This window comes from Novosphingobium sp. (assembly GCF_027486195.1).
Taxonomy (GTDB): Bacteria; Pseudomonadota; Alphaproteobacteria; order Sphingomonadales; family Sphingomonadaceae; genus Novosphingobium.
This window is the reverse complement of record NZ_JAIXPP010000035.1, coordinates 1-13602: the sequence shown is the minus strand read 5'-3', so window position 1 is coordinate 13602 and position 13602 is coordinate 1. Positions and strand designations below refer to the sequence as shown.

The window sequence follows — 13602 nt, the reverse complement described above, 5'->3', positions numbered from 1 at the left end:
GACATCGACGGTGCCGGCGGCGAGGCCCTCCTTCGTGGCGGCGGCTTCCTTGGCGGGCACGAGGCGCGAGAGGCGGCCGACTTCGAGCGGGAAGCCGGAAAAGCGCTCGACAAAGGCGGTGTAGTGCTGGCGGGCGAGGAGCGTGGTGGGGGCGATGATCGCGACCTGCTTGTCGGCCATGGCGGCGACGAAGGCGGCGCGCAGGGCGACTTCGGTCTTGCCGAAGCCAACATCGCCGCAGACGAGGCGGTCCATCGGCTTGCCTGAGGCGAGATCGCCAAGGACATCCTCGATGGCGCGTTCCTGATCGTCGGTCTCGGCCCAGGGGAAGCGGTCGACGAAGGGGCCGTAGCTGGCGGGATCGGGGGCCAGCGTATCCGCTTCGCGCAAGGCCCTCAGCGCCGCCGTCTGCATGAGTTGGCCGGCGATCTCGAGGATGCGCTCGCGCATCTTCGCCTTGCGGCGTTGCCATGCCTCACCGCCGAGCTTGTCGAGCTGGATGCCTTCGCTGTCGTGGCCGTAGCGGGAGAGGACGTCGAGGTTTTCGACCGGGATGTAGAGCTTGTCGCCGCCGTGGTATTCGAGCTGGACGCAGTCGTGCGGGCTATCGCCGACGTCGACCGGCACAAGGCCGATGTAGCGGCCGATGCCGTGCTCCATGTGGACGACAAGATCGCCGGTGCCGAGCGCCGCGAGTTCGGCGAGGAAAGCGTCGGCATCCTTGCGCTTGCGCTTGGGGCGCACGAGGCGGTCGCCGAGGATGTCCTGCTCGGTGAGGACTTCGACATCGCCGCTGGAGAAGCCTTGTTCGAGCGGGAGGACAACGGCGGCGGGCTTGCCGGTGGCGGCGGCGCCGAGGGCTTCCTGCCAGGTTTCGGCGAGGATCGGGGGCGCTTTTCCGGCGTCGCCGAGGAGAGAGGCGAGGCGGGAGCGGGAGCCGGTGGAATAGGCCGCGACGACCGCCTTGCGCCCACGCGTGGCGAGCGCGGCGAGGTGCTTGGCGGCGGCTTCGTAGATATTGGCGCCAGATGCGCGTTCAGGCGCGAAATCGCGCGGGGGGCCGAAGCCGAAATCGAGGACGCGGGCGCTCTCGGGCTCCGCGAACTGGGTCATGCGGTGGACGGGCCAGCCCATCAGGGCGCGGTCAAACTCGTCACGGCTGAGGTAGAGGGCGGTTTCTGCAAGCGGGCGATAGGTGGTGCTGCCGCCGCGCGCGCTGCTTTCGGCGCGGGCCTGGCGGTAGTCGGCGATATCGGAGAGGCGTTCCTCGGCAGCCTTGGCGGCGGCGGCATCGAGGAGGATGAGATCGCCATCGGAAAGGTGATCGAAGAGCGTGACGAGGCGGTCTTCTAGAAGCGGGAGCCAATGCTCCATGCCTGCAAGGCGGCGGCCGTCGCTGACGGCCTGATAGAGCGGATCACCGGTGGCATTGGCGCCGAACAGCTCGCGGTAGCGGGTGCGGAAGCGGCGGATCGAGTCTTCGTCGAGCAGGGCCTCGCTCGCGGGGAGCAGGAGGTGCGACTGCACGGGCTGGACCGAGCGCTGGGTGGCGGGATCGAACAGGCGCATCGTCTCGATCTCGTCGCCGAAGAAATCGAGGCGAAGGCCGTGGCTTAGGCCGCTGGGATAGAGATCGAAGACCGAGCCGCGTACGGCGTATTCGCCCGAATCCACCACGGTATCGACGCGGGAATAGCCCTGGCGCTGGACGAGCGCGATCAGCGCGTCACGCGCGATCTCCTGACCGACGCGTAAGGCGCGGACCGATTCGCGCACGCGGAACGGGGTGAGCGTGCGCTGGAGAAGCGCGTTTATCGTGGTGACGAAGAGCTGCGGGCCTTCAAGCGGCTGCTGCAATGCGTGGAGCGCGGCGAGGCGGCGGGCGCTGACCGACATGGCGGGTGACGCGCGGTCAAACGGCAGGCAGTCCCACGCGGGATATTCGGCCACGTCGAGCTCGGGCGCGAAGAAGGCGGCGCTCTGGGTGACGGCGCGCATGGCGGCATCGTCGGCGGCGATGAAGATGGTGCGCTTGGGCGTTTTGCCCGTGGCGGCAGCGCGGGCGAGATCGGCGAGGACGAGCGGCTGCGCGCCCCGGGCGATCGAAGCGAGGGTGAGCGGCGTCGTGGCCGACAGGATGCGGGACGGATCGGGCATGCGAAAAGGGGCCGCTTGGCTCAGCGCGGGATATCGACGTAGTCGAGGCGGCGCATGGCGTCCATCTCTGCGCCCGCGAAGGCTTCGGGAACGGGCTGGGTGCCGAGCGCCCAGGCCATGATATCGACGTCGTCTTCCTCAAGCAGGCGTTCGAACCAATCGAGCGCCGCCTCGTCCCAGCCTTTGTGGCGCGTATCGAAGAAGCAGCCGATCATGTAGTCCGCCTCACGTGTGCCGCGATGCCAGGCGCGGAACTTCATCCGCGCGAGGCGGTGCTGGGGCGAAGAGTCGGGTTCGGTCATTCGCGCGCCGTACGCCGTGAAGGGCTTGCGGGGCAAGCTCCAAGCCGGACGCCTGAAGGGCAAAGAGGTTTCTCGCAGAGACGCGGAGGAAGCAGAGGGCGCAAAGACTGCATGGCGGGGACGCGGCGCGCAGTCTGACCACGACTTCCCGCCGTCCTTGAAGCCAGCGCGGCTTCGCCGCAAGACCAACATCTCTGCGAACTCAGCTTCCTCTGCGTCTCTGCGAGAAACCCTGTCTTCGACCCACTGCGAAGGGATGAACCCTTCAGATCCGCAGCGCTGCCAGCACTTCGGTGCCGGTTCGGCCCACCATTTCCTTGGCCAGTTCGCGCCGCAGGACTGTTTTCAGCTGGCCATGATAGTGCGGGCGCAATTCACCCAAAGCGCGCGGCGAGGCGATGATCACGAGGTCCTGTATGCGGTGCGCCAGCACTTCGGCATTGAGCCATTGGACGACTGCCGCGCCGTGCTGTGCTTCGATCACCTGGCTGGCCGGATCGTGGCCGCTCATGTGCCCGTGCTGGCCGCCTGAGGCATGGCCGTGGAGATCGAGTGCGGGCAGAGCCTGGGCTTCGAGGACGGGTTCGTTTTCGGTGCCGCTGTTGCGCAGCAAGGCAAAATGCGCACCATCGACGATGGCGACAATGGTTCCGTGAGGGATAAGCATTTTCGTGGGTTCCTGCGCTGTGAAGGTTCAGTGTGAACGCTTGAGAGGCCGTGATGGGCCCGAAGAAAACCTGCATCCATGCGTTTGATCAAATTGGTCGGGGTGTGGCGCTTCGCGGCGGGCGTGACTATGGATGAGCGCGATGCGTCCCGATCTGCTCAATCCGCTGTTTGCCGAGACCGAGGGCCTCAAAGGCGTGGGGCCGGGGCTGGCGCGGCCGCTGGGCAAGCTCGGGCTGACGCGGGTGCGCGACCTTGTCTATCACCTGCCGGACCGGTTTGTGGCGCGGCGGGCGGTGGGCAACCTCGATGAAGCAGCGATCGGCGAGCAGATCGTCATCGCGCTGACGGCGCGCGAGCACCGACCCAGCACGGGGCGCGGGCCTTACCGGATCATGGCCGAGGATGCGCTGGGCAACTATGTCGCGCTCGTGTGGTTCGGGCGGGCGAGCTACAGCGCGAAGAAGCTGCTGCCGGTGGGCGAGAAGCGCTGGGTTGCCGGGCGGCTCGACCAGTATGGGCAGTCCTGGCAGATCGTCCATCCCGAGCATATTGCCGAGGACAGCGCCGCGCTGGCGGGCTCGCTCAACGAGGCGGTCTATCCATTGGCCGAGGGGCTGACGCAGGGGCGGATCGGCGCGATCGTGGGGCAGGCGATGGGACTAGTGCCGGAACTGCCCGAATGGATCGAGCCGGGGCTTTTGGCACAATCGGGCTGGCCTACGTGGAAGGACGCGCTGGTGCGGGCGCACAAGGGCACGGATGCGGCGGCGCGCGACAGGCTGGCCTATGACGAACTGCTGGCGAACTCGCTGGCCCTGATGCTGGTCAAGGCCAGCAACCGCACGCGGCGGACGGTGCCGCTGCGGGGTGATGGGCGGCTGCGCGAGAAGCTGCGGCTGCCGTTTGCGCTGACGGGGGCGCAGGCACGCTCGGTGGCGGAGATCGAAAGCGACATCGCGCAGGACGCGCCGATGCTGCGGCTGCTGCAGGGCGATGTGGGTTCGGGCAAGACGGCGGTTGCGCTGCATGCCATGCTGATTGCGGTGGAGGCGGGGGCGCAGGCCGCGCTGCTCGCGCCGACCGAGATTCTGGCGCGCCAGCATGCCGAGACCTTGCAGCGCATGGCGGCGGGGACGGGCGTGCAAATCGCGCTGCTGACCGGAAAGAGTTCGCAGCGTGGCGGAAGCAAGGCGCGCGAGGCGATCCTCATGGGGCTGCTCGACGGCAGCATCGATATCTGTGTGGGGACGCACGCGATCTTTCAGGAAAGCGTGACTTATCGCAATCTGGCGCTGGTGGTGATCGACGAGCAGCACCGCTTCGGCGTGGGCCAGCGGCTGATGCTGACGCAGAAGGGCAAGGCGACGCCGCATTGCCTGGCCATGACCGCGACGCCGATCCCGCGCACGCTGACTCTAGCGCAATATGGCGAGATGGAAGTTTCCAAGCTCGACGAAATGCCGCCCGGACGGCAGCCGATCGACACGCGGGTGGTGGCGGTGGAGCGCATGCCGGATGTGGTGGAAGGCCTCGCGCGGCACCTGGCGACCGGCGCGCAGGCCTATTGGGTGTGCCCGATGGTGCGTGAGAACGAAAACGCCGATCTGGCAGCGGCAGAGGCGCGCTTTGCTGAATTGCAGCTGCGGTTTGGGCAGGATGTCGTGCTCGTCCACGGGCAATTGCGGCCCGAGGCCAAGGACGCCGCGATGGAGCGCTTCGTGCGCGGCGAGGCCAAGCTGCTGGTGGCGACGACGGTGATCGAGGTCGGTGTCGATGTGCCCGCAGCGAGCCTGATGGTGATCGAGCAGGCCGAGCGGTTCGGGCTGGCTCAGCTCCACCAGCTGCGCGGGCGGGTGGGGCGCGGCTCTGCGAAATCGACCTGCCTCCTGCTGCGCGGCGATGCGCTTTCGGAAGTGGGGCGCGAGCGGCTTGCGCTGATGCGCGAGACGCAGGACGGGTTTCGGCTTGCGGAGGAAGACCTGCGGCTGCGCGGCGGAGGCGAGCTGCTAGGCACGCGGCAATCGGGCGATACGCCCTTTCGGGTAGCCGACTTCGAACAGATTGCCCGGCTCCTGCCCATGGCGCATGACGACGCGCGGCTGCTGATGGAGCGCGATGGCGGGCTGGCTTCCCAGAGGGGACAGGCGGCGCGCGCGCTGCTCTACTTGTTCGAGCGCGACTGGGGCGTGCAGCTGCTGCGCGGCGGATAGCCTCGCGAATGCAGGCACAAGTCTGTTCGTGTCGAGCGAAGTCGAGACGCTGGTGCAAGGTGTCTCGACTTCGCTCGACACGAACGGAAAGTTTTGGAGATTCTGGTTGTGAAGCGTGTTTCGGAAGCGGCCCGGGCCTTGGGATATGCGGGCCTTTTGCCGCAATTTGCGGCGCTCTTGGCGGTGTTCAAAGGTGGGCCATGGGCGTGGACGGGCCTTGCGCTGGCTTATGCCTATGCGGCGCTGATCTTCAGCTTTCTGGGCGGGGTGTGGTGGGGCATCGGGATTGCCCGGCCGGAAAGCCCGCGCTGGATTTTCCTCGCCGGTGTCATGCCTTCGCTGATCGCGCTGGCAGGGTGGTTTCCGTGGATGCTGGGCTGGACCTGGCCGGGGCCGGAACTCATCGCGCTGGGGGTGTGCATCGCGCTTTCGCCGCTGGTCGACCTGGCCGTGGGGCTGAAGCCGAATGGCTGGCTGGCCCTGCGGCGCAACCTGTCCATCGGGCTGGGCGGAATTTCCGTGCTGATCGGGCTTATGGCGGAGCGGGCGGCGGGGGTCTGAGCGGGCTTGCAGGCGCTGCGCTCGCACGATCTGGATCGCTTCGCTCAGCTCGCAATGACTAAGGAAGGGGCCTGCTGCGGCCCATGGTGCTTGCGATTGGAACGAATTGGTCGGGGAAAGAGGATTCGAACCTCCGGCCCCTGCCTCCCGAAGACAGTGCTCTACCAGGCTGAGCTATTCCCCGACCGATCGTTCACCTCCAGAAGCCCGATGACGGGTGCCCGGAAGCAAGGCAGGGGCGCGCTATAGGCGGGTGATTTGAGGGTGACAAGCACCCTTTTGCAGGATTTTGATTGGTTGGTGCGGAAGGCTCAGGCGGCACGGCTGAACGTCGGCGCCGGTGCTTGTCTTTCGCCGGAAAGGCGGAAGCGGGCGACGAGGTCCTGCAGCGTTTCGGCCTCGCGCAGCAAGCTGTGCGCGGCGGCGTTGCTTTCCTCCACCATCGCGGCGTTCTGCTGGGTGACCTGATCGATGCGGTTGAAGCTGGCGCGGACGGAGCCGAGCGCTTCGACCTGGCCAGCAGATTCGTTGGCGATGCTGCTGATCGCGCCGCTGATTTCGCTGACTCGTTCGACAATGGTGCGCAGGACGGTGCCGGTTTCTCCGACGAGTTCGACACCGGTGCCGACTTGCGCCGAGGACGCACTGATGAGGTTCTTTATATCTTGCGCGGCATCGGCGCTGCGCTGGGCGAGCGCGCGCACTTCGGTGGCAACCACGGCAAAACCCTTGCCCGCCTCGCCCGCGCGGGCGGCCTCGACCCCGGCGTTGAGCGCGAGGAGATTGGTCTGGAAGGCGATGCCATCGATGATCGAGACGATCTGGGCGATTTCGCTGGAGGACTGCTCGATCGCGGTCATCGCGGCAATGGCGCGTTCGACCACGGCGCCGCCGGTGGCTGCATTGGCCTGGGCTTCGGCGGTGGTGCGGCTCACTGCTTCGGCGCGTGCGGCGGTGGTGCGGATGCCGGTGGCGAGCGTGGTGGTCGCCTCGCTGTTGGCGGCGATGGCGCTGGCCTGTGCTTCGGTGCGGCGGGCCAGATCATCCGACGCGCTGCGGATTTCGGACGAACCGGTGGCAATCTGGTGCGCGGCGGCGGTGACGCGGCCGAGAAGCTGGTCGAGATCGGCGGCGGCTTCATTGAACGAGGTGCGCAAGGCTTCGTAGGCCGGGGGGAAGGGCTCGGTGATGCGCAGGGCAAGGTCGCCCCGGGCCAGCGCCTCCAGCCGGGAAGCGATGGCGCCGATCACGGCATTCTGCTCGCTGGCGGCGCGGCTGCGATCGGCGGCGGCTTCGGCTTCGATGCGTTCGGCCTGGGCGCGGATCTTGCCCTGGTGCTGGATGTGACGGGCGACCTGTTCGCACAGCACGACGAGGGCGCCGGTCTCGGCCACGACGACGGCGGCGTGGAAGAGCACTCGGATGAAGGCGGGGCCTCCCGTCCACACGATGCCGGGCGCGAGGAAGTTGGCAAGGAGGTGGTGGACGGCAGTGAGGGCGGCGGCGAGGATGACCGGGCGCCAATCGGCCATGGCGGCGAGCATCGCGAGCGCCGCAAAGAAGGTCATGTGGATATCGACCATGAAGGGCTGGCCGGACCACTGGTAGAGCAGGATCATCGGATAGGCGGCAACGGCACTGCCCATGGCAAGGCGGGTGCCGGCATCGGCGCGGCCTTGTGCGACAAGTGCCAGCGGGATCGCGCCGACGGCGGCGGCGAGGAGCAGCGGCAGCACGCCGGTGCTGGCCATCGCGGTGCCCACGCCGATGGCGAGGATGGCGAGCACGCAGATTGCGGCCAGGAGCCTTAGGCCATTGCGGCGGACGGCGAGGAGTTCATCCATGGGGGCGGGTTTCCGGGGACTGGCAGAGGAAGGACGGGACGGCGATGGCAAGCGCACCCTCGCGCAGCGCGCGCAGACCGAAGCCGGGGGGCGGCGCGGTGAGGACGAGACCGCCGAGCGGACCGGCGCCATTGAGTGCGGCTCCATGCGCGAGCGCCCAATCAAGCGCGGCATGGCGGTTTGCCGGCATGACCGGGAGATACAGCGCGGGCAGGCCGGGGCGGGGGGCCAGTTCGGCAGTGGCCACGACCAGGGCCAGCACGGCGCACTGCGCGGCAAGCGCAAGGCGGTGGCTTGGACCGGGGACGAGGGAGGGGGCCATTCCAGCTGCATAGTCCGATCCGAACTTACGGCATGGAAGGGCAGGGTTAAGGTTAACTGCGTAGAGCGGGCGCTGGTCAGTACGGCGGGACGCGGCTAGACAGTGGACATGGCCACTGCCGCTTCCCCTTCGCGAGTCCCGGCGCTGCAAGCGCATTCCGAACAGCAATACCTCGACCTGATGCGCCGCATCTGGGAGGAGGGTGACGAGCGGGTGGACCGCACGGGCGTAGGGACGCGGTCGGTGTTCGGCGCGCAGCTGCGGTTCGATCTGGCCGATGGCGCGATGCCTCTGCTGACGACCAAGCGCGTCTACTGGAAGACCGCGACGCGCGAGTTCCTGTGGTTCCTGACCGGCCGCACCAATATCCGCGAGCTCTGCGCGCAGGGGGTGGAAATCTGGACCGACTGGCCGCTGGACCGCTATCGCCGCGCGACGGGCGAAGACATTTCCCGCACGGACTTTTCGGCGCGGATCGTGGCGGACGAGGCGTTTGCGGCCGAGTGGGGCGATCTGGGGCCGGTTTACGGAAAGCAGTGGACGGACTGGCCGGTTTACGAACCAGCGGAGGGCGGGCTCTTTGCGCGGCGGGCGGAGGGCGTGAACCAGGTGGCCGAGGTGGTCGAGAGCCTGCGGAAGAACCCCGGCAGCCGGCGCCATATCGTCGAGGGGTGGAACGTGGCGGAACTAGGCCAGATGGCGCTGCCGCCGTGCCACAAGACCTACCAGTTCCACGTCGCGGACGGGAAGCTTTCGGGGCTGCTCTATCAGCGCAGCTGCGACGTCGCGCTGGGTCTGCCGTTCAACCTCTGGGGCGGGGCGCTGTTCATTCGCCTGCTGGCGCAGCAATGCGACCTTGAGCCCGGCGAACTGGTGTGGATGGGGGGCGATACGCATCTCTATCTCAACCATGCAGATCTTGTGGAAGAACAGTTGGCACGCCTGCCCGATGGTAGCCCGAAACTCGCTATCCATCGACGGCCAGATAGTATCTTCGGATACCGGATTGAGGATTTCGAGGTGACCGGCTATGCCCCGCAGGCGCACATTGCGGCCCCGGTGGCGGTTTGATTGACTCGGAAAGCTGCGTGTAATATTATTATGCGGTGAGCTAATAATGCGTCTCACTGGAGAGACGCGCCGGGAGTGACCGATGCTGGCAGTTTGCGCATGACCGAAGCTTCCCGCAGCAATCTCCCGCCGCTTGAACTGCATGTTCCCGAACCGCGCTTTCGCCCCGGCGATGCGGTGGACTACAGCCATCTGGTGATCCCGCAGGCGGGTGCGCAGGCGCGGCCGGACGAAGGCTGTGCCGCGAGCGAGACGCATCCGCTGTGCCTCGATCTCGTCCGTGTGCTGGGCGAGGATCACCGCGCGGTGGGGCCGTGGGACCCGAAGCTCGATCCCGAAACCTTGCGGCGGATGCTGCGGCTGATGGCGCTGACGCGGGCGTTCGACGACCGGATGTATCGCGGGCAGCGGCAGGGCAAGACCAGCTTCTACATGAAGTGCACCGGCGAGGAGGCCACTTCGATCGCCCCGGCCATGGCGCTGGCGGGCGACGACATGGTGTTTCCCAGCTACCGCCAGCAGGGCATCCTGATCGCGCGCGGCTATCCGATGGTCGACATGATCAACCAGATCTATTCGAACAAGGCGGACAAGCTGAAGGGCCGCCAGCTGCCGATCATGTATTCGGCGCGCGAGGCTTCGTTTTTCTCGATTTCCGGCAACCTTGCCACGCAGTATCCCCAGGCCGTGGGCTGGGCAATGGCGAGCGCGATCAAGGGCGATACGCGGATTGCGGCTTCGTGGCTGGGTGAGGGATCGACTGCGGAAGGAGACTTCCATTCGGCGATGACCTTCGCGGCAGTCTACAACGCGCCGGTGGTGTTCAATGTCGTCAACAACCAGTGGGCGATTTCGAGCTTTTCGGGCTTTGCCGGAGCGGAGCGGACGACCTTTGCGGCGCGGGCCATCGGCTATGGCATTGCGGGCATCCGGGTGGACGGCAACGATCCGCTGGCGGTCTATGCGGCAACGCGCTGGGCGGCGAACCGGGCGCGGGCCAATGGCGGGCCGACGCTGATCGAGCACTTCACCTACCGCGCGGAAGGGCATTCGACTTCGGACGATCCGGGGCAGTACCGCTCTGTGCAGGAGCGCAGCGAGTGGCCGCTGGGTGATCCTATCGCGCGGCTTGCAGCGCATCTGGAAGCGCTCGGCGAATGGACGCAGGAAGCGCATGCCGCGATGGACCTTGAGCTTGCCGAACAGGTCAAGGCCGCAGCGAAGGCGGCGGAGGCCAACGGTGTGCTGGGGCACGGCTTGCACCACCCGTTCCGCACGCTGTTCGAGGATGTGTTCGAGGAACTGCCCTGGCACCTCAAGGAACAGAGCGAGCAGGCGATCCGCGAGCGCCGAATCAAATGGCCCGAATGGAAGGAGGAGGACTCGTGAGCGAGCAGCCTTCCATGAAGAAGCTCAACATGATCGAGGCGATCAACGACGCGCTCGACGTGATGATGGAGCGTGACAGCAATATCGTCGTGATGGGCGAGGATGTCGGCTATTTCGGCGGCGTGTTCCGCGCGACGGCGGGCCTCCAGAAGAAATATGGCCGTACCCGCGTGTTCGATACGCCGATAAGCGAATGCGGAATCATCGGCGTGGCGGTGGGGATGGGGGCCTATGGCCTGCGTCCGGTGCCGGAAATCCAGTTTGCCGACTATATCTATCCGGGACTGGACCAACTCGTCTCCGAAGCGGCGCGGCTGCGCTATCGTTCGGCGGGTGAGTTTACCGCGCCGATCACGGTGCGCTCGCCGTTTGGCGGCGGCATCTTCGGCGGGCAGACGCATAGCCAGAGCCCGGAGGCGCTGTTTACCCATGTTTCTGGGATCAAGACGGTGATCCCGAGCACGCCGCATGATGCCAAGGGGCTGTTGATCGCGGCGATCGAAGACAACGATCCGGTGATCTTCTTCGAGCCCAAGCGCATCTACAACGGGCCGTTCAACGGCTATTACGACAAGCCGGTCGAGCCGTGGTCGCGCCATCCCGCTGGGGCGGTGCCGGAAGGGTATTACCGCATCCCGCTGGGCAAGGCGCGGGTGGTGCGCGAAGGCGAGGCGATGACGGTGCTCGCCTATGGCACGATGGTTCATGTGGCGCAGGCGGTGCTGGCGGAAAAGGGCGTCGATGCCGAAATCATTGATCTGCGCACGCTGGTGCCGCTCGATATCGAAACGATCAAGGCCTCGGTTGAGAAGACGGGGCGGTGTCTGATCGTCCATGAGGCGACGCGCACCAGCGGTTTTGGGGCGGAGCTTTCCGCGCTGGTGCAGGAGCGCTGCTTCTACCACCTTGAAGCCCCGATCGAGCGTGTGACGGGCTTCGACACGCCTTATCCGCATAGCCTTGAATGGGCGTATTTTCCGGGTCCGGTCCGCATTGGCGAGGCTGTTGACCGTCTTTTGAAAGCCTGACGCCATGGGTACTTTCACGTTCCGCCTGCCCGATATCGGCGAGGGCATCGCCGAGGCCGAAATTGTCGCCTGGCATGTCAAGGTGGGCGATCTGGTCGCCGAGGATGGCCGCGTGGCCGACCTGATGACCGACAAGGCCACGGTCGAAATGGAGAGCCCGGTGAGCGGGCGGATCATCTCGATTGCGGGTGATGTCGGCGATGTGATCGCGATCGGCTCGCCGCTGGTGGTGATCGAGACCGAGGGGGATGAGGCTGAGGCCGAGGTTTCGTCTGATGCGTCAGCCGTGGAGCCCTCTCCCCTTCAGGGGAGAGGGTTGGGAGAGGGGGCCGCAGACGCTGCGCCTGCTGTCATTCCCCTCTCCCCGACCCTCTCCCCTGAAGGGGAGAGGGAGAAGGTTGCGCATCGGTCCAAAGTGCTGGCAAGCCCTGCGGTGCGGGCGCGGGCCGATGCCTTGGGCATCGACCTCGCCGAAGTGAAGCCTTCGGAAGAGGGGCGGGTCCGCCATGCCGATCTCGACGCGTTCCTCGCCTACAATGCAGGCGGCGGGTTCCGTCCTGCGGGAACTGCGCGCAAGGACGAGACCGTAAAGGTCATCGGACTGCGCCGACGGATTGCCGAGAATATGGCGGCCTCCAAACGCGCGATCCCGCATTTCACCTATGTCGAGGAATGCGACGTTACGGCGCTGGAGGCGATGCGGGCCCAGCTGAACGAGGCGCGCGGATCAAAGCCCAAGCTCACCATGCTGCCGCTGCTGATCACCGCGATCTGCAAGGCGCTGCCGGACTTCCCGATGCTCAACGCGCGCTATGATGACGAGGCGGGCGTGGTGACGCGGCACGGCGCGGTGCATCTGGGCATGGCGACGCAGACGCCGGGCGGCCTCATGGTGCCGGTGATTCGCGACGCGCAGGATCGCAACCTGTGGCAGCTGGCGAACGAGATCGGCCGCCTTGCGGAGGCGGCGCGCAGCGGAACGGCGACGTCGGCCGAGCTTTCGGGCTCGACAATCACCGTGACTTCACTTGGCGCGCTGGGCGGGGTGGCGACGACGCCGGTGATCAACCGGCCGGAAGTGGCGATCATCGGCCCCAACCGCATTGTCGAGCGGCCGATGTTCGTGCCCGACGGGATGGGCGGCGAGCGGGTGGCCAAGCGCAAACTGATGAACGTTTCGATCAGCTGCGATCACCGCGTCGTGGATGGCTGGGATGCGGCGAGCTTTGTGCAGGCGCTCAAGCGGCTGATCGAGACGCCGGTGCTGCTGCTGGCGGATTAGCGCACGACCCCGCGCCAGGTCATCTGGCCTGTGCCCGCGAGCGCGAGCTGGACCGGGATGCGCCAGCGCAAGTGGGTGACGTCCTCGGCGTGGGCCGGGCGCGGGCGACCATTGCTGTCGCGGACCATGAGGTCTTCAAGCGCGCCCCAGGTGCGGCCGCCGTCGACCGAGACTTCCTGCGTTTCATCCGTTGCGCCGGCAAAGGCGATTGTGCGCGGTAGCGGGTTGGTGACGGTGAAGCCGCCATCCTTGCGCCCGGACCAGTTGACTACGAAGATCACGCGGTCGCCGGGGCGGAGCTGATCGGCGCGTTCGAGAATGCGGGCAGTGCGGCCGCCGGGGGCAGGTTGGAAGCGCTCAACGAAGACATCGCTGGCAAACTGCACGCCGCCAGAAGGCTGGGCAGCGGCATGGGCTGCGACCGGCATGAGCGCCGCGCTTGTCGCGCCTGCGACCAGCATCGCCGGAAGGACCGCCTTGTACATTGCTTGCATTGCCCCCTCTGCGCTCATTGCGCCGATGGGGCCATGGTTGGCACAAGGGCCGATAAAGTTTGGTTAATGCGGGCCTGCGGGCTTTGCGCGCCGAGGGGTCCCTGCGACCGAGTGCTGCGGGCAAAGAAAAAGGCACCCGAAGGTGCCTTTTTCGTCTTCCCAATGGCGCGAGTGACGGGACTTGAACCCGCGACCCTCGGCGTGACAGGCCGATACTCTAACCAACTGAGCTACACCCGCTCGCCTTGGGAGCGCCGCATTTATGGGAGGAGT

At 66.7% G+C, this 13602-nt stretch carries 12 protein-coding genes and 2 tRNA genes; 6 read left to right on the top strand and 8 right to left on the bottom strand.

Annotation, left to right across the window (positions count from 1 at the left end):
- The 3 genes from Q0071_RS07690 to Q0071_RS07680 form a co-directional block, all read right to left on the bottom strand.
- The coding region (locus Q0071_RS07690; protein ID WP_298167005.1) for a CarD family transcriptional regulator at positions 1–2157 on the bottom strand (2157 nt) is incomplete at its 3' end.
- Positions 2158–2177: 20 nt separating this feature from the next.
- A complete protein-coding gene (locus tag Q0071_RS07685; RefSeq protein WP_298167003.1) occupies positions 2178–2459 on the bottom strand; it encodes a succinate dehydrogenase assembly factor 2 in 282 nt (93 codons plus the stop codon).
- 265 nt (positions 2460–2724) lie between these two features.
- Entirely contained in the window at positions 2725–3126 is a 402-nt protein-coding gene (locus Q0071_RS07680; RefSeq protein ID WP_298167002.1) for a host attachment protein, read from the bottom strand.
- Between the two features lie 142 nt (positions 3127–3268).
- On the opposite strand from Q0071_RS07680, the gene recG reads away from it, so the two are divergent.
- Complete coding sequence (recG, locus tag Q0071_RS07675) at positions 3269–5338, top strand: ATP-dependent DNA helicase RecG (protein WP_298167009.1); 2070 nt, start codon at positions 3269–3271, stop codon at positions 5336–5338.
- 108 nt (positions 5339–5446) lie between these two features.
- The gene (locus Q0071_RS07670) at positions 5447–5899 is read left to right on the top strand and encodes a DUF3429 family protein (protein WP_298167000.1); all 453 of its coding nucleotides are present in this window, start codon (positions 5447–5449) and stop codon (positions 5897–5899) included.
- A 107-nt stretch (positions 5900–6006) separates the two neighbouring features.
- Here the strand turns inward: Q0071_RS07670 and Q0071_RS07665 are convergent.
- The 3 genes from Q0071_RS07665 to Q0071_RS07655 all read right to left on the bottom strand — a co-directional run bounded on the left by Q0071_RS07665 (position 6007) and on the right by Q0071_RS07655 (position 8065).
- Positions 6007–6083, bottom strand: a tRNA-Pro gene (locus tag Q0071_RS07665).
- 127 nt (positions 6084–6210) lie between these two features.
- Complete coding sequence (locus Q0071_RS07660; protein WP_298166998.1) at positions 6211–7743, bottom strand: methyl-accepting chemotaxis protein; 1533 nt, start codon at positions 7741–7743, stop codon at positions 6211–6213.
- The gene (locus Q0071_RS07655) at positions 7736–8065 is read right to left on the bottom strand and encodes a hypothetical protein (protein ID WP_298166996.1); all 330 of its coding nucleotides are present in this window, start codon (positions 8063–8065) and stop codon (positions 7736–7738) included. Before Q0071_RS07655 ends, Q0071_RS07660 begins: the two co-directional genes overlap by 8 nt.
- Before the next feature lie 108 nt (positions 8066–8173).
- Here Q0071_RS07655 and thyA point away from each other — a divergent pair, with 108 nt between their 5' ends.
- The 4 genes from thyA (at position 8174) to Q0071_RS07635 (ending at position 12835) form a co-directional block, all read left to right on the top strand.
- Positions 8174–9136 carry a thymidylate synthase gene (thyA, locus tag Q0071_RS07650; protein ID WP_298166995.1) on the top strand — a complete coding sequence of 321 codons (963 nt, stop codon included), beginning with the start codon at positions 8174–8176 and terminating at the stop codon, positions 9134–9136.
- A 99-nt stretch (positions 9137–9235) separates the two neighbouring features.
- A complete protein-coding gene (locus Q0071_RS07645; protein ID WP_298166993.1) occupies positions 9236–10525 on the top strand; it encodes a 3-methyl-2-oxobutanoate dehydrogenase (2-methylpropanoyl-transferring) subunit alpha in 1290 nt (429 codons plus the stop codon).
- A 14-nt stretch (positions 10526–10539) separates the two neighbouring features.
- Positions 10540–11553 (top strand): alpha-ketoacid dehydrogenase subunit beta, encoded by a 1014-nt coding sequence (locus Q0071_RS07640; RefSeq protein ID WP_298167008.1) that lies wholly within the window; start codon positions 10540–10542, stop codon positions 11551–11553.
- Between the two features lie 4 nt (positions 11554–11557).
- Positions 11558–12835: a dihydrolipoamide acetyltransferase family protein gene (locus tag Q0071_RS07635; protein WP_298166991.1), complete on the top strand. Its 1278-nt coding sequence runs from the start codon at positions 11558–11560 to the stop codon at positions 12833–12835.
- On the opposite strand, the gene Q0071_RS07630 is transcribed toward Q0071_RS07635, so the two are convergent.
- Both Q0071_RS07630 and Q0071_RS07625 read right to left on the bottom strand, forming a co-directional pair.
- Positions 12832–13320 carry a hypothetical protein gene (locus tag Q0071_RS07630; protein ID WP_298166989.1) on the bottom strand — a complete coding sequence of 163 codons (489 nt, stop codon included), beginning with the start codon at positions 13318–13320 and terminating at the stop codon, positions 12832–12834. The genes Q0071_RS07635 and Q0071_RS07630 overlap by 4 nt on opposite strands.
- Before the next feature lie 172 nt (positions 13321–13492).
- Positions 13493–13569, bottom strand: a tRNA-Asp gene (locus tag Q0071_RS07625).
- Positions 13570–13602 lie beyond the last annotated feature (33 nt).